Source organism: Fibrisoma limi BUZ 3 (genome assembly GCF_000296815.2).
Lineage (GTDB): Bacteria > Bacteroidota > Bacteroidia > Cytophagales > Spirosomataceae > Fibrisoma > Fibrisoma limi.
In genome coordinates this window covers 315530-338557 of the sequence record NZ_CAIT01000009.1, presented here as the reverse complement: position 1 = coordinate 338557, position 23028 = coordinate 315530, and the positions used below count along the sequence as shown (strand labels likewise).

At 50.5% G+C, this 23028-nt stretch carries 20 protein-coding genes; 6 read left to right on the top strand and 14 right to left on the bottom strand.

Going from position 1 to position 23028, the window contains the following annotated elements; genetic code table 11:
• Positions 1-53: 53 nt before the first annotated feature.
• The 3 genes from BN8_RS20925 (at position 54) to BN8_RS20915 (ending at position 4914) form a co-directional block, all read left to right on the top strand.
• Positions 54-1826 carry a glycoside hydrolase family 13 protein gene (locus BN8_RS20925; RefSeq protein WP_009283933.1) on the top strand — a complete coding sequence of 591 codons (1773 nt, stop codon included), beginning with the start codon at positions 54-56 and terminating at the stop codon, positions 1824-1826.
• On the top strand, positions 1819-2991 hold the full coding sequence (locus BN8_RS20920) for an LLM class flavin-dependent oxidoreductase (RefSeq protein WP_009283932.1): 1173 nt from the start codon (positions 1819-1821) through the stop codon (positions 2989-2991). Before BN8_RS20925 ends, BN8_RS20920 begins: the two co-directional genes overlap by 8 nt.
• 93 nt (positions 2992-3084) lie before the next feature.
• The gene (locus BN8_RS20915) at positions 3085-4914 is read left to right on the top strand and encodes an SLC5 family protein (RefSeq protein WP_009283931.1); all 1830 of its coding nucleotides are present in this window, start codon (positions 3085-3087) and stop codon (positions 4912-4914) included.
• A 22-nt stretch (positions 4915-4936) separates the two neighbouring features.
• Here the strand turns inward: BN8_RS20915 and BN8_RS20910 are convergent, their stop codons facing one another.
• The 13 genes from BN8_RS20910 to BN8_RS20850 form a co-directional block, all read right to left on the bottom strand.
• The gene (locus BN8_RS20910; protein WP_009283930.1) at positions 4937-5935 is read right to left on the bottom strand and encodes a hypothetical protein; all 999 of its coding nucleotides are present in this window, start codon (positions 5933-5935) and stop codon (positions 4937-4939) included.
• Positions 5922-9338, bottom strand: coding sequence for a hypothetical protein (locus BN8_RS20905; RefSeq protein WP_040006398.1), 3417 nt, complete (start codon positions 9336-9338; stop codon positions 5922-5924). Before BN8_RS20905 ends, BN8_RS20910 begins: the two co-directional genes overlap by 14 nt.
• A gap of 4 nt (positions 9339-9342) precedes the next feature.
• Positions 9343-10008, bottom strand: a complete 666-nt coding sequence (locus BN8_RS20900; RefSeq protein WP_040006397.1) for a condensin complex protein MksE — start codon at positions 10006-10008, stop codon at positions 9343-9345.
• A complete protein-coding gene (locus BN8_RS20895; RefSeq protein ID WP_040006396.1) occupies positions 9981-11252 on the bottom strand; it encodes a hypothetical protein in 1272 nt (423 codons plus the stop codon). Before BN8_RS20895 ends, BN8_RS20900 begins: the two co-directional genes overlap by 28 nt.
• Positions 11253-11444: 192 nt before the next feature.
• The gene (locus tag BN8_RS20890; RefSeq protein ID WP_009283927.1) at positions 11445-13067 is read right to left on the bottom strand and encodes an amidase; all 1623 of its coding nucleotides are present in this window, start codon (positions 13065-13067) and stop codon (positions 11445-11447) included.
• Positions 13068-13229: 162 nt separating this feature from the next.
• Positions 13230-13580, bottom strand: coding sequence for a VOC family protein (locus BN8_RS20885; protein ID WP_009283926.1), 351 nt, complete (start codon positions 13578-13580; stop codon positions 13230-13232).
• Positions 13581-13615: 35 nt separating this feature from the next.
• On the bottom strand, positions 13616-13906 hold the full coding sequence (locus BN8_RS20880; RefSeq protein WP_262493857.1) for a DUF5615 family PIN-like protein: 291 nt from the start codon (positions 13904-13906) through the stop codon (positions 13616-13618).
• A 65-nt stretch (positions 13907-13971) separates the two neighbouring features.
• On the bottom strand, positions 13972-14220 hold the full coding sequence (locus tag BN8_RS20875; RefSeq protein ID WP_009283924.1) for a DUF433 domain-containing protein: 249 nt from the start codon (positions 14218-14220) through the stop codon (positions 13972-13974).
• Between the two features lie 85 nt (positions 14221-14305).
• On the bottom strand, positions 14306-14761 hold the full coding sequence (locus tag BN8_RS20870; RefSeq protein WP_009283923.1) for a pPIWI_RE_Z domain-containing protein: 456 nt from the start codon (positions 14759-14761) through the stop codon (positions 14306-14308).
• A 90-nt stretch (positions 14762-14851) separates the two neighbouring features.
• Positions 14852-15100 carry a hypothetical protein gene (locus BN8_RS20865; RefSeq protein WP_009283922.1) on the bottom strand — a complete coding sequence of 83 codons (249 nt, stop codon included), beginning with the start codon at positions 15098-15100 and terminating at the stop codon, positions 14852-14854.
• A gap of 209 nt (positions 15101-15309) precedes the next feature.
• Positions 15310-15558: a hypothetical protein gene (locus BN8_RS20860; RefSeq protein WP_009283921.1), complete on the bottom strand. Its 249-nt coding sequence runs from the start codon at positions 15556-15558 to the stop codon at positions 15310-15312.
• Between the two features lies 1 nt (position 15559).
• Positions 15560-16918, bottom strand: a complete 1359-nt coding sequence (locus tag BN8_RS20855; protein WP_040006395.1) for an ADP-ribose polymerase — start codon at positions 16916-16918, stop codon at positions 15560-15562.
• A gap of 55 nt (positions 16919-16973) precedes the next feature.
• On the bottom strand, positions 16974-17465 hold the full coding sequence (locus tag BN8_RS20850) for a pPIWI_RE_Z domain-containing protein (protein WP_009283919.1): 492 nt from the start codon (positions 17463-17465) through the stop codon (positions 16974-16976).
• A gap of 159 nt (positions 17466-17624) precedes the next feature.
• Between BN8_RS20850 and BN8_RS20845 the strand changes: the two genes are divergently transcribed.
• From BN8_RS20845 to BN8_RS20835, 3 genes are all read left to right on the top strand, one after another.
• Complete coding sequence (locus BN8_RS20845) at positions 17625-18659, top strand: helix-turn-helix transcriptional regulator (protein ID WP_040006394.1); 1035 nt, start codon at positions 17625-17627, stop codon at positions 18657-18659.
• A 113-nt stretch (positions 18660-18772) separates the two neighbouring features.
• Positions 18773-21289: a TonB-dependent receptor gene (locus BN8_RS20840; RefSeq protein ID WP_009283916.1), complete on the top strand. Its 2517-nt coding sequence runs from the start codon at positions 18773-18775 to the stop codon at positions 21287-21289.
• Complete coding sequence (locus BN8_RS20835; protein ID WP_009283915.1) at positions 21289-21795, top strand: YdeI/OmpD-associated family protein; 507 nt, start codon at positions 21289-21291, stop codon at positions 21793-21795. The genes BN8_RS20840 and BN8_RS20835 overlap by 1 nt, the downstream gene beginning before the upstream one ends.
• Before the next feature lie 55 nt (positions 21796-21850).
• Here BN8_RS20835 and BN8_RS20830 read toward each other — a convergent pair whose 3' ends face one another.
• On the bottom strand, positions 21851-22915 hold the full coding sequence (locus tag BN8_RS20830) for a zinc-dependent alcohol dehydrogenase (protein ID WP_009283914.1): 1065 nt from the start codon (positions 22913-22915) through the stop codon (positions 21851-21853).
• Between the last annotated feature and the right edge of the window lie 113 nt (positions 22916-23028).

The window sequence follows — 23028 nt, the reverse complement described above, 5'->3', positions numbered from 1 at the left end:
CGATCAGAAATTTAGATGGTACAAAGACCAGGTCGAGGTAATCTGGTAGTCGTATGCCTGATTTTAAGAAAGCTATCATTTACCAGATTTATCCCCGCAGCTTCAACGACTCGGATGGCGATGGTGTGGGCGATTTGCCGGGAATCATACAGAAGCTAGATTACCTCCACGATCTGGGGGTTGATGTGCTTTGGCTGAGCCCCATCTTCCAGTCGCCCAACGCCGACAATGGCTACGATATTTCCGACTACCGGGCTATCCAACCGACGTTTGGCACGATGGACGATTTTGATGAGCTGCTGGCTGGGGTACACAAGCGGGGTATGAAGCTCATCCTTGATCTGGTCGTGAATCATAGTTCAGATGAGCATCGCTGGTTTCAGGAGTCGCGGAAGAGCAAGGATAACCCCTATCGGGATTACTACATCTGGCGGGCGCCAAAAGACGGCAAAGAGCCTAATAACTGGCTGTCGTTCTTCTCCGGTCCGGCCTGGAAAGTTGACGAGCAAACGGGCGAATACTACCTTCACCTCTTTGCCGAAAAACAACCCGATCTAAACTGGGAAAACCCGAAGCTTCGGCAGGAAATCTACCAGATGATGCGTTTCTGGTTAGACAAAGGCGTAGATGGCTTTCGGATGGACGTGATCCCGTTTCTGTCGAAAGACACGACGTTTCCCGACTACCCCGAAGGCCGCTACGGTGATCTGACCATCTACGCAAATGGTCCACGTATTCACGAGTTCCTGCAGGAAATGAACCGCGAGGTGCTGAGCCACTACGAGTGTATGACGGTAGGAGAAGGCTTTGGTGTTTCGGCGGAGCAGGCGAATCTGTACGTGGGCAAAGACCGCCGGGAGCTGAACATGATCTATCATTTTGATCATGCCGTACCGCGTGAGGAACACCGTTTTATCGATCCGGCTCCCGAGTTTACGTTGCCAGAATTGAAAGCCATTTTTCACAAATGGGACGAAACGATGGGCGATACGGGCTGGCAGAACATCTACTTCGGCAACCACGATAATCCGCGCGTTTTGTCGCGTTTCGGCGATGCTGAGCGTTATCTCTACGAATCAACGACAATGCTGGCAACGGTGCTGCTGACCCAGCGCGGTACGCCTAGTATCTACCAGGGCGACGAAATCGGTATGACCAACTGCCCGTTCAACAGCATCGACGAGTATGACGATATCCAGGTGAAAAACGCCTGGCAAGCGCTGGTTGTCGACGGTGGGCAGTCGGCGGAGGTCTTTTTGCAGACCGCTAACCGCATCGCCCGCGACCACGCCCGAACGCCGATGCAATGGCATGATGGCCCGAATGCCGGCTTTATGCCGGATGGCGGTCAGAGGGATGGGCAGATTCATGGTGAACCCACGGTGGGTGGTCAGACGTTCCGTCAGACCAGTGAGGGGCCAGTAGGTCTGACGGAACGTCTGACCGGGTCACGTCAGACCGAGTCACGTCTGACCGAGGTTTCTCCCTGGCTTAAAATCAATCCAAACTACCCGCAGATTAACGTAGCGGATCAGCAGGTACGAGCGGACTCGGTGCTGAGTTATTACAAAAAACTGATTCGCTGGCGTAAACAGACCCCGGCTATCTGGGAGGGTATGTACCGCGACCTGTTGCCCGAACATCCTGCCGTTTGGGCATACGAACGGATCGCCAACGACGAACGTTTGGTAATTTTGGCAAACTTTTCAGACCAGGACGTGTACGTACCGGAGGTTGAAACAGGCGAAGTAGTTCTATCAAACTATACCACTTCGTCTTTTGCACTACGGCCCTTTGAAGCGCGTATCCTTGCACCTTATGCTTGACACAATAACACCAATTCCTGTCCGTACCACCGAGCGCGTGGCTGAGATCGCCTGGTTTGATGACCTGTGCGGAGGGGACACCGAATTTTTAGGACAGCTTGACCCGGAACGGCGGAGCAGTTTTGAACACTGTCGCGATATTCTGCTGACGGCCGAAAAGTACGGGTTTAAAAATATACTGCTGCCGACCTCCTACGTTGTTGGGCAGGACCCGATCGCGTTTGCATCGGCCGTTGCGAAACTGACCAGTGATATTAGTCTGCTGGTTGCTATCCGTACCGGCGAAGTTCACCCGCCGATGCTGGCGCGGGCCATCAGTACGCTCGATCACCTGCTGGAAGGGCGATTAACCATCAACATCATCAACTCCGACCTGCCGGGTCTGAAAGAAGACGGAGCCGTACGGTACCAACGGTGTTCAGAAACCATCGAAATCCTGCAACAGGGATGGACGAAAGACCGCGTGGAGCACGAAGGGCCCATCTACGGCAAACTAAGCTTAGCCAGTGATCCGGTGAAGCCGTATCAGCAAAACGGTGGTCCGTTGCTGTATTTCGGGGGGATTGCGGATGGAGCGAGGGAGGTATGCGCCAGATACTGCGATGTGTTCCTGATGTGGCCGGAGAACGAAGAAAGCCTGTACACGACCATGCAGGACGTATCGGCCCGCGCCGAAAAGTATGGCCGGACCATTGACTTCGGACTGCGGATTCACGTTGTGGTACGGGAAACGGAGGAGGAAGCCCGGGCGTTCACCCGGCACCTGATGTCGAAGTTTGACGCCCAGCAGGCCGAAGCGCTTAAACACCGGACACAGGATTCTAAGTCGTTAGGAGTGCTACGTCAGGATGCGTTGCGTCAGAATGCCGATGAGGAAGGTTTTGTCGAACCGCTGTTGTGGACCGGAATCGGTCGGGCACGGTCGGGAGCCGGAGCCGCGCTGGTCGGGACGCCTGAACAGATCGTCGCGAAGCTGAACCGCTACATGGATATGGGCTTCCGGTCGTTCGTTTTGTCGGGGTATCCATTGATCGAGGAATGTGAATACTTCGGTCGGCTGGTCTTACCTCATTTGCCGAACGTCCGGCTGGGCGATGTGCAGGGGAGGAGACCCGTGACAACCCCCGCCACGCCGTTGACATACGGGCAACTGGCTTATCAATAATTTTTAACCGCAAAGACGCAGAGGTTAGCGCAAAGAACGCTAAGAAATCCTTTGCGCCCTTTGCGGTATCTTGGCGTCTTTGCGGTTAAAAACATGCTATCCCAACTCCAAACCATCGATATCATCGTCCTGATCGGGATGCTGGCCATTATGCCAACGGCCGGGATCATCATCGCGCTCCGGAAGAAAACCGCTGAAGACTACTTCCTGGCCGGGCGTAACATCAAATGGTGGGCGGTGGCGGGGTCGGTGTTTGGGACGAATATTAGTTCGTTTCATCTGATCGGGATGCTGGGCATTGGCTACTCCATCGGCTTCGTACAGGCACATTACGAAATCGTCTTTCCGGCTATCCTGCTGCTGTGCTTCGTCTTCCTGACGTCCTACCGGCGACTGGACGTATTTACCCTCTCGCAGTACCTCGAAGTGCGCTACAATGACAAGGCGCGGCTGCTCTATACCATTCTACTCATCCTGATCATTCTGGTGCAACTGGTTGGCTCGTTCTACGTCGGGAGCCTGACCTTGCAGTGGCTGTTTGGGGGAACAAGCTTCGAGATGTCATACACAACGGGGCTGATCCTGATTGGCCTGATTACGTGTTCATATACCATCTGGGGCGGTATGGAAAGTATCGTCGTGACCGACACCATCCAGACGCTGATGATGCTGGCGGCTGGTACGGCCGTGGCTTACTTCACGCTGAGCCAGCCCGAAATTGGTGGCTTTACGGGACTGCTTAATCTCGACGCGGCTCAACCCCGCGAGGCACAGAAGATGCACCTGTACCTGCCCAGCAACCACCCGAATCTGCCGTGGACAGGCATTTTTACCGGCTTATTGCTTCAGCATTGTTTCAACTTCTCGACGAACCAGTTTCTGGTGCAACGCGTCCTGGCCGCCAACTCCGACAGCGATGCCCGAAAAGGCGTTATTGCCAGCGGCTTTCTCAAACTGACAATTCCGTTTTTTAGCATCTCGGCCGGTGTGGCCGCGTATTACCTGTTTCGCTCTCGTTTCAACGGTATGGATTTCAATTCCGACAACGCCTTTCTGAAGCTGGTTGAAACGGTGATTCCGCCCGGTACGGGCCTGGTCGGGATGATCTTGGCGGGCCTGACGGCCGCTACGTTCTCGTCCGTGGATTCGATGATGAACTCGGCCACGACCTTGCTGACGGTCGATGTGTATCAGAAGTACGTCAATCCGAAAGCAACGGATAAGCAGATTGTGCGCTTCGGGCGGCTGATGATTCTGGTGATGGTGGTGGCCAGTATCGGCCTGGCGCTGTGGACGTATACGCCCGACCGAACCAACAACTTCATGCTAAAAGTGTCGGCGCAGTTGTCGTACTTCACTCCCGGTATCATGGTTGCGTTTTTTGTCGGGATTCTCTGGCGGGGCGCTTCGGCGCGGGCGGCCGTGATTGCCATGGCCGCAGCCCCCTTCTACGGCCTGCTGGCTGAATTTATGTACAACAACTTTCTCGGGACAAACCCATCCGTTGCGGCCGTTTTTGGCGAAAAGCTGAACTTCATGCACCGCGTCTTCCTGACGTTCCTGCTGACGTTAACAACACTCATCGTCCTGAGCCGAACCGCTTTCCCCAACCTCCGCCCCGAAGGCTTCGAGCGCCTACGTGTCGACATCGACGCCGGCCAGTTAGCCCGGGCGGTCGGTTTGTTCCTGCTGGTGCAAGCCGTGTTCGTTGGGTTGATTTTTCTGGGCGGTCTCTCCCCGAAAAGCGTTGCCGTTTGGGCGGCTCTGGCTACGTTTGGGTTGTTCTTAGGACCAAAGAGCGAAAGAGTAAAAGAGCGAAAGAGCGAGGTTGTATCTCGTGCTGGCTTTAGTTTGAGTAATGACCTTATTTGGGCTGGGTTGCTGACGGCGGTGAGTGTAGGGGTGTTGTATTATTTTGCGTAGAGAGTTGTATCCATAAGAAAAGTCAGTTTAATAACCCATTATATGCTAATAAATCATTAAACAAAACGCTCTCTTCCTCTATCCATTTATCATTTTGATTGAGTTCATCAATCAATTTTCGTTGCTCATCGTTAAAAAGTTCTTCTAATGGAATTTCTGGATGAGACAGTTTCTTCCATAAATCAGAGGGCCAACGACTACCATGACCTGCTATACCTACTTGTTTCCGAGGAGCATTTTGTGGCGGGGTAAGTAAACGTGTCCGGCGGTTATGGTTAAGCAAATGTATAGCGTATACGTCCCGGTACGTGCTAAGGCCAGCGTAATCCCAGTCTCCAAAATAACAGAATGTTGCTCCGGGATCAGGTGCATGAGCTAATTTCGTCACATTACGTCCACCAGCATGGCGTAACTCAACTTGCTGAGCGAATGCCTTTTTCCATTGAAGCAAATAGTGTTGATTCTCACAGAGTAACACTAAACGAGCTTTGGGGTGTCCGCTAACCCAGATTGACTCTTGTATCAAATGACTCAACTGCGGATACTGCTCTAAGTCAAGCAGTTTTAAAACGGCAGAATTAAGCCCTTCTTTTTCCTTCAATGCTTTGGCACTGTCAAAATATAAGGTTCCTACGATCTCGCGTGAATACTCATCTTTGATGATTACCACACATTCATTAGCTACTTTTTGTAAGCCTACTACATCCTTGAGAGTAAAGTGGGCGTGATGTGAGTCTAAACCATTGTCTCCTAGAAATTTTTCAGTTTCCGTATAAACAGGGGCAATTTCACGATCGTAAAATGCATTAAAATTTGGACAAGCGACTGTGATATGGGGATGCAAGTGTTTCGGAGCAATCAGTAGCTGATTTTTGTAACTTATGTAAACCGGATTCGTAAAGGGTGGATTGCCTAATAGAGTCTTGCTACGTGTTTGTCCTTTACAACGTATTTCAGCTAAGGCTCTTAATAAACGCCAAGTATATTCAGGACCGAGGAGAATAGGATTAGGCTGTAACATCAGGAGGGAGTGGATCGAATAAGGTTGGATTGCTTGGAGGAGTAAAACGCTCAGTTGAAACAGGAGTAAGCTCCCCTTTACTCAACATAACTGGCGGTAGGTTTTGCCGTAGTGTTTTATTTCGGCCAAGATGAAGGAAGTATAAGCGTTGCTGAGAACCTGCTTCATAAACCAAAGGGCGTACTGATAATGAAATTACCTGAAAGTTCTCTTTGTGGGCCAATTCTAATAAAGTTTGGTAATTGCTTCCTAAACTGTCAACTTCATCAATAGCCATAAATCGCAGCCCACGCAAAGCCGTATTAGGTCCCCCAGTACGTCCGATCACTGACAGACGAGCTATGTTCAGTAAGGCCGCTGCCATAAATGTCTGACCACTACTGCCGTCATTGACATAGCCCTCCTCGTTTTTCATCTCAAATTCTAACTTTACGTAACTCAGTGGGTCTAGTAACTTTGGTATATTGCGCTTTGGATCTGTACCACCTTTTTGATCATAAGCACGATAAAGTATGCTCTCAAGCGAATCTAAATTGGCTAGTTGACGGACTGTTTCGGGATCAGCAGCGGTACGCTGAAATTCATCTAGCCATTCTACCGGATAAGCTGTGACCGAACGAATAGCTACATACGGGCGGAACCCACCGGTTATTTCTGTTTTTTCTCGTCGGAAATATTTTTGCAGGTCTCCTATATCTTTTGCAAAATCATCGTATGCTTCGCGAACATCGCCAATTAATTGACCTAATTCTACCAATTTAAGGCGTGCAATTTCTCGCATTGACTCATTAATGCTATTCCAAGCACTTTGCAAACGCTCTTGCCCTTCATCAGTCGAGCGTATCATTGCACCACGAACTTCATCTGGCAGTACTTCTTGCATAAAATGTAGCAAGTCTTCGGCCGGACGGTACTTACTTATTTCATCACTACTTAAAAACTCTTTTACAAGCTCACGAAACAGTAGTTCATAATCATTTTCTTTTTCTTGAACATCTGAATAAGTCGGAATAATATCCAGCTTATCGGCTTCGACTAGTGGTAGTTTTTCAAAATTAAGTTGTACCTCTTGTTCTATTCGCTGCAATTCAGCAAGCTTATTTTCAGTTTCAATTAATTGTTTTTGCCCATTTTCGAGGTTAATTTCTGCTTGAATTAGCTGTTTGGTTAACTCATCATTCGATAGGCTGTCAACTGCGCCAGTTTCTGCATGATGTTTTCTAATAAGTTCTATAGGTATGTTAGCAGAATTTTCACTCAACCAATTATTTGCTTCCTGTTGAATACTCCGTAGTTGTATACGATATTTCCACAAGTCAGAGGCTAGCTGCCCTCTGTCTACTTCATCTATTTGTTTCTGTAAAGCGCCTTGTTCACTTCTTAATGTTAATTGCGTTTCAAAAGTATGTCCATAGTTAATGTTAGCTTGATTCTCATTAGTAATTTTTGATTCCTGCTCTGCGATTAAATAACTACGCTTGCGGTGTAGATCAACAGCAATACCAATGTCTGATGAGCTTGTGGGAAAATCAATAGGTATTATTATCTTATTTGTCTTGGTGTTATTTAGCAGAGGAAGTGCTTCTTCCCAGTAGGAACAACCCTCTAGGACTTCTAGTAAAGCTTTTGCTTTCTGACTTTTATCTTCTAAGATTTCGGCCTGCTTTTCATTCTTTTGATTCCACGTCTCTAAAAGCTTACGGACCTGCTCTTTATCGTGGTGTTCAAAGAGCCTTTGCTCTGGTGACAGGCGTACAATCCACTCTTTTGTCCCAGCCAAGCATAACCAAAAACCAGCAGTTGAAACGCCGTTTTCAATTACCATCTTATCGTGGATCAGTAAATCAGCAGTCTCTAAAAAGCGAGCTTGACGTTCTTCTTTATTTTTCCATTTATCAAACTGGCCAAAATGGGCTAACACGCTTTCCTGATCGAGAGTAAGAGGATCACTTCTTTTTAAGGCCCAACTAGTTAGTGACTTGGGATTAGCCAAGTCCGTATAGGAGGCTAACCTACGCGCATCAATAGCTGTTTGTTCCCACTCATTACACTCTTGCTGTATTTGTAAAGCTGAAAATCCCTTATCCCAGCCCAGAAAGCGTAAAATATCGGTTTGCTTTTGCTGATTAAGATATGCCCAAAGATCATTACGAAGTTTGGCATGGCGTTCTTCTGTCTGTTTAGTTTCTAAGGCGGTATATAAATCTTTGTAATCAGGTCCTACAAAGGATAACCAAGTTTCTACTTTGTTTGCTTTAACTAAGTTCTCTCTAGAAAAGCGTGCAGTCTCCTCTGCTGCTTTCTTGAGTGTTTCGGCTGTCTGCAAATCCTCATTCGCCTTATCTATCAGGTCTGGTAGCTCCTGTAAACGTCGCTGATGAGATCGGTAACTAATTAATTTTGCCCAAGCACCATTTAAATTGCGATGTGCTTGAGCTTCGCCTAGACGAAAGGTTGATAGCTGAGTAGATTGGGTTTGTAATAGGAATCGTTCTATTTCAACCTGTGCTGCTTTACGATTTTTTTGAGCAATATAGAGTTCATTTTCTTGATAATCTCTCCGCCATAAATGAACTTCCTTTAGCAAATTATCAAGTTGGCGAAATCCGCTCATTCTACGCTCAATACGATGAATACGGTGACTGTTTCGCTCATAATCCCTTTTGTCTCGTCCTACACTAGCTAATAACTGTTCATATTTTTTCCAAATGCTTTCTTTTCGTTCGCTTCCAAATAAAAAACTTTCTAGATTTTCTGGATTCTTGTCTAGTTCTCCACTGCGTGAAAATGAACGAAGAATTTTAGCATAGTCTTTGAGTATAGTTGGTTTGCGAATGTCTATTGGCACTAAATCGTTATCCCACAAAATCTTGTAATAGTCAGAAGGCCCCTTAGTAAATATTCTGGCAACTACTTGCTGATTTCTATACATGTGATCACGCAACTCAGTTACTGCGATTATATTACCATTGTCGATAAATGCAGTATGACTTAAAGGGCGAGAAATAGAACGCAACTGAGCACGGAAGTCTTCACCTTGTTGAATGACAAATGGAATACATTGCTGCGTGACACTTTCTATAGCGCAACCAATGACAAGGAAATCAGTTGCCCCTGTTTGAACATTAGCAAAAACGTATCCGCGACTAGCTCCGTCTTCAGTGGCAGTCGATACTCGCTTTTGCACTAACTTATGTAATGGACGATTTCCTTTTCCATGCGTAGCTGATTGATATATTCCTTCGTTGGCTATAAAAATAAGTTGAAGTAAGTCTGCAATAATACTTTTACCTACACCACTTTCACCCGCAAAACCAGTACAGAATGGATTAAGCTTATAGTCACAATTTCCGTGATAGATAAGGTTGACAGTAGATATACTGTATAGGAATGGATAGCGCATTGTTCTAGTTAGAATTATCAGACTTATATATTATTTCCATCCTCATGATATCATCCCAGTATAGGTCGCGTAAGTGGTTTAAGGCAGGCATTATTTGAAAAGTGCCGTCACCAGGCTTGTATACCCAACCAAGTTTTGTGAATTCATCAATTGCATCTGAAAGCCATTTTTTTACTTTGTCATCATCTAGGTCTGTAGCAAAATACTTTGAATTTTTCAGTTTAGATACGTGCCTAAGTAATCCTTCTCTGTATGGTGCGTATTCCAAAACCAATAGTTGCATAAGCTCATCTATTGTACTAGGAATTTCCAAATCCACAAATACTACTTGACATAACAGCATACCCACAATAATTAAATCGGGTTTAAGGTCTCGGCGATATAATTGAGGAATTTTGTTAGCTGCTTGTTCAGTGGGCTGTAAGAAATAAAATCGACGTGTTCCGTCGAGTCGGTGTTGCAGTTTCAAGCCATATACTGTCAAATAAAATTCTTCAATAGGTTTAATTTGGTCTTCTAAGAACCAGAATAAACGTCGCTGTTCAGGATGAATTTCTTGTATATAAACCCCTGCTCGTAGTTCATAGTCTAATCTAGCAAAGTGTTCAATGGTGTCTGAATTGGTAAAGAAATCATGAAAGTCTACTGGTGGCTGAAGTGAAGAGGCCATAATGCAAATGATGTGTGGTTAATGACAAGGGGAGGCTCTTGAGTATGACTATGTACTGACCAGCCTTGGCGTGGTACAGTTTCGTTGAGTACTCGGCCTAATAGAAAAGCCAGTATACTATATACTTCATCAGGAGCCTCATTCTGAATAATTGCAGTTGCAAATGGCTCAAAAGCAACAGATTTATTTTGCTGTACTTGTTGAATAAGTTCTGTCAGCCAAAAATCAGTACGTTGTTGCAGCCGTAATTGAACTTCCGCTTGTAGCAGAAATTCTTTCTCTGCTTCGGGATCTGGAGCAACTTGGGGGGCTGGAATACGAACAGGTGGGAAGATCCGAGAGGTCCTATTAGGGAGGTATTTCAGCTTTAACGGACTGCTAAGTAACCATTTAGCAGGCACATCAGGTGGTAGTTCAGGATGACCAGATGCAGGTGTAACATTACGATCTGGATTAAGTAAGTATGTTAGAAATTGGCCAGAAAGTCGGTCGAAACGAGCTGCATCAAGATTTTTAAATAGTGCCTGAACCCTAGGTTGCGCCCTATCCAACAATGCTCTCTGAGAGCGTAATTTTTTGTGAGATTCTCGAATAAATAGCAAAGATTTATCGGCTAACTTCTGCAAAATTTCGTCGTCAGAGAATGTGTTTTTTAGAAATTTAAGTTTGTATTCAATTCCTGCTGTTGAAGTGAATGCATCAAGAAGCTGCTGAGTTTGCTTGTATAAGTCACGCAGTTTGTTTTCTGTATTTCGCAAATGGGCTTCATAATCTTCGTTGCTTTGACCTGAATACCCTTGTAATTGTCGAACTTCATGACGAATGTTCATTTCTGCTTGTTCGATCTGCCCATTAATGCTGTGAATGGTTGCATCTAATTCTTCATTCGCCCACCCTATAAATCGTTCCGAATTGTCTAGCTGTTCATCCATAAGTCTAAATAGCGTTACTAGACGTGTAGACTTGATTTCATGGAACAATGTATCTTTAAGAAGACGGCATAGCTGAAGAGCGTACGATGATAAGCTGTATGTTCCGTCGCTTGGGTCACGATTTAAAATAAAATCGAACAACTCATATATTATTGAATTATAACGTTCATAGAAAGTTTTTGTGCTTGGCTCATCAGCCAAACTTAATTCAGAGTCAGCCCATTGAAAAGCAGAGCGTAGCTGAGATTCTGTAAATGATTCAGCAGAGCCTTCTAAACCCCCTAAGTCATTGTACAATTTAATAATAGCCATCAAAACCCGTGGCTCTGGTAAGAGCTTGTTGTGATGGACTCTAAATTCCTCTAGTAGTGGTATGGAATGCACTTTATCTTTTCGTCAATGATCTTAATTCTAAAAGAATATTCATGTCTAATATACTTTAACGTGATTAAGCCTTTGAGGAAGTGGTAATAATTAGAAGCCTTATAAACAAATTCATGTGGCTCAACTAGGAATTAGAACCGGTATGAACCCCGGCCGCGTCCGCTTTTTAGACGCTTGCTCATACCCATACCCCATTGCCAGCAACGGGCCTTCTTGGTAGGCACCGGCGATGAGGGAGAAGCCGACCGGTAGGCCGTGAACGTTGCCCATCGGGATGGTCAGGTGCGGATAACCGGCCATGGCGGCTGGTGGGCAGAAATAGAAACCCGTGTCGTAGTCGCCGTTGATCAGGTCGATGCAGCCGGCAAAGCCAATGCTAGTGCCGCCGATCGCGTCCAGCTTGTTGGCCGCCATGAGCCGGTCGATACGTTGGCGCCAGGTCCGGGTTTTCGCCAGGGCGTCGGTGTATTCCTTACTGGTCAGATCGCCTTTGGCTTCGCTGCTTTTGAGAATTTCCTGCTTAAAGAACGGCATGGCTTTGGCCTCATTCTGCTTGTTGAACGCAATCACGTCGGCCAGGGACTTGACACGCGCATTGGCTTTTGACAGATAGCGGTTCACGCCATCTTTGAATTCGTATAGCAGTACAGTAAACTCGGCTCCGCCGGTCTCGCCAAGCTCCTTCATTATCTCGATTTCAACGACCGTAGCGCCCTGTTTTTTCAATACTTCTATAGCCTCTTTGTACAAGCCGACGACGCCTTCGTGCCCTTTCAGGAATGATTTTTCAATGCCGATACGTTTACCTCGTAAGGCATCGGCTTTCAGAAATTGCGTGTAGTCGGTCGTGCTTTTGCCACGGCTTTCGAGCGTAACGGCATCGTCAGGATCGACACCTGCGAGCGCACCAAGCAGAATGGCGGCATCCGTTACGGTGCGCGTCATCGGTCCAGCGGTGTCCTGCGTGTGGGAGATGGGAATAATGCCGCTACGGCTGACCAACCCAACCGTTGGCTTGAGGCCAACCAAACCGCAATGCGATGCGGGAGCAATGATGGAGCCATCGGTTTCGGTGCCCACCGCTACGGCACATAGATTAGCCGATGCCGCCGAGCCGGAACCTGAACTGGATCCGCTTGGATTCCGGTCCAGTACGTATGGGTTGCGGGTTTGGCCGCCCCGGCTGCTCCAGCCACTGGTGGACCGGGTTGACCGAAAATTGGCCCATTCGCTGAGGTTTGTTTTGCCCAGTATGACGGCTCCAGCTTTCCGCAGTTGAGCAACGACAAAGGCATCCTTAGCGGCTTTGTGCCCCTCCAGCGCCAGTGAACCGGCGGTTGTCATCATCTGGTCGCCAGTGTCGATGTTGTCCTTGATCAGCACCGGAATACCATGCATCGGGCCACGCACTTTACCCGCTTTACGCTCTTCGTCCATCGCTTTGGCTATTTTGAGCGCGTCGGGGTTGACTTCAATCACCGCGTTTAGGCCGGGGCCTTTCTTGTCGATGGCGTCGATCCGGTCGAGGTAGAGCTTTGTAAGGGATTCGGACGTATGCTCACCCGACTGCATCTTTTGTTGCAGGTCAGGCACGGTCAGCTCATTCAATTCAAACTCATCAACAAAAGGTTTAGCTTCATCAGTTGTCTCGGCGGCTTTTGGCGATGAGCAGGAGGCCATTGCTATGGACGTGGCCGATACGGAAACGACTGAACTGTGCTTAAGAAAGCGCCGTCTGTTCATAAAAGGGTGGGTAAATGATAGACTGATCCTATAAACTGGCCATTAAGTTAATCAGGCTTTGACATAATGCGGCTGGGCTCATCAACAAAAGCCTGTCTCGTGCTGGAAACAGGCTTAGTGCGAATAAAACAGGGTGATGATCGCCTTAACAGATATGCTACGTTACTCCACAAAGTGCCAGCAGACACCGGCCAGATCGATGATGTTCACCTCGCGTCCGTAAGGTTGATTGATTGGTTTGCTGATTTGAATGCCAAACGTTTCGGGGAGTTGCCGGGCCGTTACGTCCTGCCAGAATTCATCGGCATCGGTGATCCGGACGCTGAGCATGAAGTTTTCGGCAAATTCAGCCTTGTCGTACTTCTGTAAAATGAATTTGCAGCCGTCGCGCTCGAAACCAACGTAGTCGCCGGTGTCCCAATTTATCTGGAAGCCCAGCGCCTGAAAGAATTGCTTAGAGCCCTCAAAATTGCTACCGGAGGGAACAAATGGCTCAATGGACAGAATGTTCATGGGGACAGGAAGTTAAGATGGCTGGCAAGTAGTGATCACGATTCTTGAGCTATCCGACGCTGACGTATCCTGTCGTTCTCAACAACCGTATGCATATTGTTTATCTGATACCCTTCTTTCAACATATTTATCAGCATGTGAGCAGGTTCGTCTGGAGAAATATTGACCAGCCGAAAGTAAACAACGCCAGGTGGCCGGTACCCAAACTTGAAAATCAGCGTTCCATAATCGCCGTCAAAGGTGAGGATGACGCGTTGTTCAGTGATCGCAAACTCAGTAATATCCACATCAGCAACACTGGGCATATCAAACGCGACATGTTTAATATCATAGCCAAATGTTTACAAGGTGCGAAAGGAAGTAATCGGGAAGTTTTCGTCGGCCAGAAACTTTATGAAGCCCGGCGCAGGTTGTGAGCTGGAAACAGCAGTAGATTATCTTTCACATTGGCATGAACAAAAGCAAACATGGCCTGTAGCGCTTCTTTTGTCAAACGTGGATAATTATCCAGCAAATCTTGCTCAGTCCAGCCGTCGGCCAGTCGCTCTAACAAAAATTCAACGGATAACCTCGTCCCCTTAATAGTCGGTTTTCCAGACAGGACTGTGTCATCGGCAACTATGTATTCCTGCCAGTTCATGCGTTCGTATTTTTACAAAGGTAGCGAATAGGGGATCAATACACTACAGAGCGGGCCCGACTACTCATTGACGTACTGGGTTGAATTACACCAATGCCCCCCGGAACATGGCCAGCCGTTCGCGCAGGACGTACCCGCCCGCTTCGGGGTTCCAGCCACCCAGCCGGGTGAACAGCCGGACGTTGCCCGGTAGCGTTGCGTATTTATCCAGCGCCTTGTACCAGACCTCGCGGTCGCGGTAGGGAGCCAGCAGCACCCGGGCCTGGCTCAGCGCCCGGTGCTGACGGGGTGTCCAGGGCGGGCGCTGACGATAGGCCGCCCCCTGGCCGTTGAGCAGGTCGGGGAGGGTGTACTGCGGAGATGTCGGCAACAGTTCGCTTAACAGATACAGCCCCAGCTCAACGTTGAGCATCCGGTTGGCTACGCGGCCCGGCAGCGCGTGGCGGTTGCGCAGGCGAGTCGCCAGCGGCTCCTGCCAGCGCAGAAGGCTGGACAGGGCCGGGCGAACGGTGGGATAGGCGGAAGTTAATGCGGTGTTCATTAGTGTTGTTCGTTGTTCAAGTCAGAGTTGTACCCACAGGACGTAGCGTTTACGTTGTTCTCCTGCTTCAATGTGATCTGATGGTGCCTGCTACTGCAACTGTGGCTTCAGGCGCGGAAAGTGAAAGATGCGGAACAGGCCGTTGTCATTGACCGCCCAACCCTCCTGCTTCGCGACGGCGTACAGCCAATCGGCAATGTGCTCCCGCTGGGCCAGGTAGTTGCGCTTACGGAGGAAGTCCTTCACGCAGAGCGTCGTCGTAAAACCTTCCGCCAGAATCAGGGTGGTAGCAGCCAGGCGAACCTCGTCAAGACCAGCTTTTTTGAGTTGCGTTTTCATGACACAGTTTACGTTTAGTGTTTTCAGAAATTCGTTGTCTCACGTCACTACCGAATCAGGGTCTCGCGGGGTGTTCATTAGTCCTTGTTGAAGGCCCTTGTTGCGTTCGATTGTGAATCAAAGTTGGCACTTGCAGAACGTAAATTTTTTACGTTGTTCGCCTGATTGAAAAATATTTTTTCGATTTGTGATTTTTATCGGATCGGTGCTTACTGCGGCAGGGGTTTCAGGCTTGGAAAATAGTAGACCCGGAAGCGCCCATTGTCGTTGACGGCCCAGCCTTCCCGTTTGGCTACGGCGTACAGCCACTTCGATACGTCGGCCTGATAAGCCAGGTAATTCTTGTTGCGAAGGAAGTTTTTAACGCATAAGGTCGTGGTGCAGCCTTCGGCCAGGATCAGCGTTGTGGCGGCCATACGTACGGCGCGTAGCCCTGCTTTCTTTTGTTTCGCGTTCATCTTACACCTTGATTCGGACCATGTACCGGATCGTACACTGCGCCTGGTTATACACAATGAATTCGTTTTTCAGCAGACTCACACCCCGTTGGGCGTAGACCGAATCGTACCTGGAATCAATCTGTTGCAATCGGTCGGCATCCAGTTGCATATGCCAGTGTTCGTGTTGGTTAACGACCAGTTGCTCACCCACATGTACCTCATAAATAGCCAGATAGCCTTCCTGGTGCGTTCCCTTCGCCCATACAGACCCGTGCAGAGAGGTGTAGTTCAACGATTTGCTGAACTGATCGGCGAAGTAGATTCCGTAGCCGAACATCTTCCCCGTAATGACAGCATTGGCCGGACGTAGCACTAAACCTGTTTTCAGGATCGAGAGCCAGTTTTCGCTGCGGCTCCCGTGCCAGAGTAACTGCGTTCTGCGGTTTTTCTGCTTGCTCACGTACTTGTCGAAAGCCGCCTGCGTACTGGCCTGACACACGCTGAAGGCCGCATCGAACTTGTCGGCGTCGGGACCCATCATGCGCTTGATGAGCGTCAGTAAGCGTTTGTCCGTCACTGGCTCCATGGTCAGGTTCATCGTTTCCAGGAGCGAAACCGGTGGCTGGTCGGGCTGGGTAGTCGACTGCGTTAATTCGACCTGCCCACGCATGACGTCCAGCGTATCCTGCTCACCGGCCATCCGATCCCGGAGCGATTGCAGCTCGTCGGCCGACTGGGGTGGCTGCGTAAGGAGGTGTTCGCTGACCTTGCCCATCTTGCGCGGAATGGTTTTGAACAGGTCCAGCAGCGTGCGGTTGAACGTATCGGTGTTCAGGCCAGACCCCATCATGTCGGCCAGTTCGTCGAGCAGGCGCTGGGCCGCATCGACCTGCTTGCGAGTCACTTCCTGAGCCGTAACGACGTAGTTCTGATAGATAGACCGGTTGGCGAGTTCCAGCAGCCGGCTCATCAGACCGCGTACGGCCGGGTTGTCAATCGAGCTGGCGTCCGTTACTACGCGGGTTTCGGCAAACAAGTGGGTTTGATCTATATACCCCTTCGCCACTTTCTCGCGAAACTTCTTGTCCCATTGTGCCAGCGGATAAGTAGCCGTGCTATGCGTGCCGCCCACCCGACCGTACTGCACAGTGAACGTACCATTATCGTTCTCGCGCATCTCATAGTACTTGTTGTTGTTCTCGGCCGTGACCATAATAAGCTTGGCCATCCGGAAGGCCTTTGCGGGTACGGCTTTGGGCTGAAGGGCTGGGTGGGAGCCTGTAGTAGGGTTGTCAGGGGTTGGTGCTGGTTGAATTTGTTGTAAGGTAATTGCTGGGTTTGTCTTGGTTGTGATGCGCTGCAGCAGACCGGAAATCATGGAATAAAGTGTGGTTAAGCAGGTGAAAAAATGGAGAGTGGATAGCATGTTGAGCTTATCCCACCGTTTGCTTGAGCATTAGAATCCGGTTGCGGAAAAATCCTACCTGCTTCTCTTTGAACCGGCTACGATCGGTACTGATGTCGTAGGCCTGCAGGCGGTCCGGAGTGTTGGCGTAGGCGTCGAGCAGGGCGTGCCAGACGTTTGGCTGCTGAATATGCGCCAGCAAAGCCCGCCCACGGTTGAGTAATTTGTGTTGCCGGGGTGTCCACGTACGGCGCTCCAGAAATGAGCCATTGCTCTCGTTCAGCAGGGAGGGCAGCGCATCAGGCGAAGCCGTCGGCAGCAATTGAGATACCAGAAACAGCCCCAGTTCTACGTCCAGCAATTGCTGAGCCGACAGAGCCGGTCGGCGGGCCGGACGCGGGCGTTGTGCTGCTTCGCCAACCCACTGGGTTTGCGGGGTCATAGCCGGGAACAGGATGGCCGGCTGGGCCTGGCTCTGGGCGTAGGCGGTCCGGCGTGCAGGGCGAAAGAGCGTGTTCATTTGTATCGTTGTTTAAAAGTGACAGAACAAAGTTCTACCCGCCAGAACGTAATCTTTTTCTGTTCATCTTTTTTTGTGAAAAAATTTTTGGCATGTTTGCCGTAGAGACGCAACATGTTGCGTCTCTACAGAATCGGCGTCCCTACCTTATCACATCTCATGCCCATCACCCGCTCTGCTTTCCAGCGATACCGCCTGATCGACGAGATCATCAGCCGTTACCCGCGCCAGTATTCCAAACAGCGACTATTTGAACTCCTGCAGGACAAGTGTGGCATCCGGTCCGTATCCTCGCTGGAGAAGGATATTCAACGCCTGCGCGAAGACCACGAAGCGCCGATTGCCTACTGCAAAAAGCGGAACGGGTATTACTACACCAATCCGCAGTTCCGGCTCCTGAAGCTGATGCTCACCCCCGACGACATGGAAGCGATGGAGCAGGCCCGCGAGGTGCTGGCTGCTACCCAGGGGGCTTCGGTAGCCAATGAACTGGATAATGCCCTGGAGCGCGTTCGGCAGAGTCTCGACATCATTCGGGAGGTGAAACGGGATAGCCATGCTGCGGGCCAGATGCGCCGGGTGGTGTACGTAGAGGAGCGGATTCTGGGGGGGAACCGGCATTACGTACCGGCACTGATCCGGGCGGTTAACCAGAACCGGCAGGTTGCATTCCGGTACCGCAAGCATGAAACGTCGACGCCCGGCGAGGAGCGCCCGAAACTACGTATTCTGCACCCGATTCTGTTACGTGAAGTTTCGGATAGCTGGTACGTAATCGGCTACGACGCGCCCAGCGGCCGGGAAAAGACTTTTGCACTAGACCGCATGAGCGACCTGGAAATTCTGGATGATCCCTGCGACGTACCGCCGAACGTACTGACCAACGTCAGCGAACTGTTTGAACACATCTACGGGATTACCGACAGCAGCGGACCGGTCGAGGAAATTGTGCTGCAGTTTACGCCCCTGTTCGGGCGGTACGTTAAGGCGAAGCCCATTCATCAAACGCAGGAAATAATCTGCGATAATGATACGGAGTGTATTATCCGGCTCCGACTCGCTCCTAATCGCGACCTGCTGATGCATCTGCGCAGTTACGGCGAGCATCTGAAAGTGCTGCAGCCGGACAGTCTGGTCCGGGAGCTTACGGATTCCCTGCGCGCTACCCTGGCGCGGTACACAGAAGAAGCGTGAACTGCCGGGAGACTACTGAATCGAAAAAATCATGTTTAACGAATTGATAAATAATAAACTGAACAACTATCAGCCCAATTACTTTATCTTTTGCCGACTGATCGCCCGAGCGAATGCACAAACATTTATTGACTACTCTATTATCGTTCATCTGCTTTCATCTGGTTCATGCTCAGACCGGAGTTTCTGGATTAGTCATGGACAAGACAACAAGGCGCCCCGTGGAGTACGTGAGCGTAGCCCTGTACCGCCCCGCTGATTCAGTGGCCGTTGCTGGAACCATCACCGATTCGGTCGGCGTGTTTCGTATTGCCGCGATTCCTCCTGGTCAGTATCAGCTCAGGACGTTTTTTATTGGCTACAAAGCGCGGGACATAGGGCCTCTAACCCTCCGGCAGGGGCAGACCCTCCGGCTCGATACTCTGTGGCTGGAGGGCACCAGCAATCAATTAAGCGAAGTCGTGATCACCGGTCAGCGGTCCGATCTGGCCGTAAAAGCTGACCGGCAGACGTACCGGGCCGCTCAGTTCCAGGCGGCCGTGGGTGGCACGGCCACCGATCTGCTGCGGAACCTGCCGGGTATCAGTATCAACGCCGAAGGGGAAGTGACGCAGCGCGGAGCCAATGGGTTTCTGGTGCTGCTTAACGGGAAACCCGTACAGGCCAACCTCGGTACGTTACTGAACCAACTCCCCGCCAACACCATTGAATCCATCGATGTTATCACGACGCCCTCGGCCAGGTACGATCCCGATGGCAAAGCGGGAATCATTGCCATCACTACCAAAGCCGGTGCTGATGTGGGGCTGTCCGTGCTGGTGAACGCGCAGGGTGGCCTGCCGAGCCTTGGTGCGTTTGGCAACGCCCGCAAACCGGTTCGATACGGTACCGATATAACGCTCAGCTACCGCACGGCCCGCTGGGACTGGACATTCAGCACGGCCTATCTCCGCAACGACATTGCCGGTCGGCGGGAGGGCGATGTAAACACAACCCGTAACAATCGATTTACGACGTTCCCCAGCGTGGGTGAGCGGAGTTTTGACCGATATACCTTCACAAACCGATTGGCCGTTAGCTTTACCCCGAATAAGAAAGATGTCTGGTCGGGTGGGGTGTACTACGGCTACCGCACCGAAGACCGGATCGCCGACCTGATTTATAATAACCGGACCATCGACCGCACAACGGGACAGACGCTGAGCCAGTTCAGCTATTTCAACACCAATCTGGTGCGTAAGCGAGGGCAATTCTTCACGGCTAATCTGGATTATACGCATACGTTCACAAACAAGGCCACGCTGAGTGCCGGTGCTCTGTACGAATATGACTATCTGGATGGATTCACGCGCAACCTGAACGTTCACCGTACCGACACCCGCGACACCCTGCAATACACGCTGACAACCACCGCCCGGCCGATTAGTAACGCCCGGGCGAATGTCGACGCTACGTGGCCGCTGGCAGGTGGCAAGCTGGAAGCGGGGTATCAATACCGCTATCAGGAGGACGATGGCGACTACCGGTTCCTGGAACAGGACGGGCGTGGGGCGCCGTTGCGGGTTATTGATGCGTTTACGGGTCGGGTGCGGGTGTCGAACCAGATCCATAGTTTGTATAGCCAGTATGGCCGCAAAACCAAACGCTGGGAGTACACGGCGGGCCTGCGTTTTGAGTCGGCGGAGCGGCAGGTGCAGATTCGGCCGCAGGAACAGCTCTTTCCGCTGTCGCTGCGTAATTTGTTTCCATCGGCTAACGTAGTGTTCCGACCCACCGATGCCTGGCAGCTCCGGTTGGGGTACAGCCGCCGGGTGCAGCGCACGAGTAACCTGGCGCTCAATCCGCTCCCCGAACGCGAACACTCCGAAACGCTCGAACAGGGCGATCCGGCCCTGCTTCCCGAATTTGTTGACCTCAGCGAACTGGGTGTTAGCCGAACCATTGGCCGGAGTACGCTACAGGCTACCCTGTATCACCAGAACATACAAAACATTGTCAACCGCGTGAACAGTGTCTTTGCCGATACCATCCTGAACCGAATCTACACAAATGCCGGCCGGGCGCAGCGATACGGTCTGGAGGTAGCAACGGATCTGGCGTTGACCAAAGGCTGGAAGCTCTACGTTGGTGGCACGGTCTATCGGTCGGTCATTAGTGGCCAGCTGAACGCAGCCCGATTCTTTCAGAACGCGGTGGTATTCAATAACGCAGCCTGGGTGTACTCGGTTAACGTAAATACAAGCGTACAGCCAGCACCGTCGTGGGTAATTCAGGGAAATCTTAACTACCTGTCGCAACGTATCACAGCACAGGGTGAAGATTCCCGCTTCTTCCAGCCCAACCTCTCCGTCAGGAAAAGCTTTCGCGCCAATCGGCTGGCTATCACCATGCAGTGGCAGAACATCGGACTCGGCTGGCTACCCACGAACGAACAACGCATCACCACCCGTGGCACCTCCATGCCGGGCACCTCCATACCGGGCACCTCCATGCCGGGCCGCAATTTTTTCACGACGACCAATTACATTCAGGAGAAGGACATTCTGCTGGTGAACATCAGCTATTCGTTGCGTCAACGGAGCAAACCGGCTAAATTGCCGACCAACGAATTTGGTGAAAAAGAGTTCTGATGCACACATTTACGGCGATTCTCCAACGATTTGAGGAGAAAGGGGAGAAGACGGGCTGGACCTACCTTGAGATTCCGATTGACATAACGGCCACGCTAAAGCCCGGTCAGAAAACCTCCTTTCGGGTAAAGGGCTGTCTGGATAATTTTGCCATCAAACAAATTGCCCTAATCCCGATGGGCGACGGGCAGTTTATCATGCCGGTCAACGCTGTCATGCGTCGGGGTATTCGCAAGGAAGAAGGCGCGTCGGTACGGGTCGAACTGGCCGTGGATGATTCCCCCATTGAACTGTCGGCCGATCTGATGGCGTGCCTGGACGATGAACCGGCCGCCCTTTCGTTTTTCAACGGCCTGTCGAAAGGACACCAGACCTATTTCAGCAAGTGGATCGAAGACGCCAAAACGGTGGAGACCAAAACCAAACGGATAACCCAGGCCGTAACGGGACTCTCGATGGGCATGGGCTATCCGGAAATGATTCGGTATTACAAAAGCCGGAAGTAGGAGCTGACAGCGTGTTTTGGTGTCAGTGACGTATACCCGACACCAAAACATTCCCTTAAATGGTAAGCGCTACGAAAACGGCATGCGTATGCTCCTTATCCTGAGCCGTTTCAAACGCCTTATTGATTTCATCGAGCGGAAAGCTATGGGTGATCAGCTTACGGGCGTTCAGTTTTCCTTTGGCCAGCAAATCCAGACACATCTGCATTTCGGGATAGATATCCCAGAACGAATAGCTCGCACTCGGGATCAGCTTGATTTCCGACATCTGGATACGTTGCCAGTCCAGTTCGATCGCTGTTTTGCCGGCTTCAAAACCGCCCACGATCACAACTTTTCCGCCAATTCGTGCGAATTCCGTGGCTTGCGACAACGTAGTCGGCATGGATGGCCCACCAACGCACTCGAAGGCGATATCTGCACCCCGATTACCGGTAAACTCCATAACCCGTTGATAGCCGTCGTCCGTTTTGGTATTGACAACGGCGTCGGCACCGAGTTCCTTCGCCAGTTGCAGCGACGAATCGACGACATCGGTCACGATTACATCCGCGCCACACAGCTTGGCCAGTTGCAACTGCCCCAGCCCGATTGGCCCGGCCCCGATCACCGCCACTTTGTCGTTTAGGCTCAGCCCGCTCAAATGAATGGCATGTAGACTAACCGAAAAGGTATCCAGCAGCGTGGCTTCTTCAAAACTCACGTGGTCGGGCAGTTTGTAGAACTTCTTAGCTGGTCCGATCACGTACGCAGCGAAGGCTTGGGAGATCGTCTTCATCCGCACTTCGTAGAGGTGAGGGCAGAGGTTGTATTGCTGCACCCGGCACCAGTCGCACGTTTCATCGCCAAGCAGGGTTTCGATAACGACCCGGTCGCCCGGTTTGACATTGGTAACGGCATCCCCAACTTCGACGATCTCGCCCGCCAGTTCGTGCCCCATGATTTTACCTTCCAGGTTCGGGTCTTCGTGTTTCCAATGACGCAGATCGGTGCCGCAAATACCCGATACCCTTACCCTGGCCCGTACCCAGTCGGGCTTTGGTAGGGTTGGGGTGTTAACTTCGGTCACATCAAACGTACCGTCGGCGGTTTTCACGGCAGCCTTCATTGTCGTTTCCATAGCGTTGGTTTTTATTGATCAGTAGGTTATTGGCTGTATTCTTTCGAGCGTGACAGGGGCCTGACTACTACCAGCGGAGGCCAACATGGTTTTATCGACGCAAGCTGGTAGCT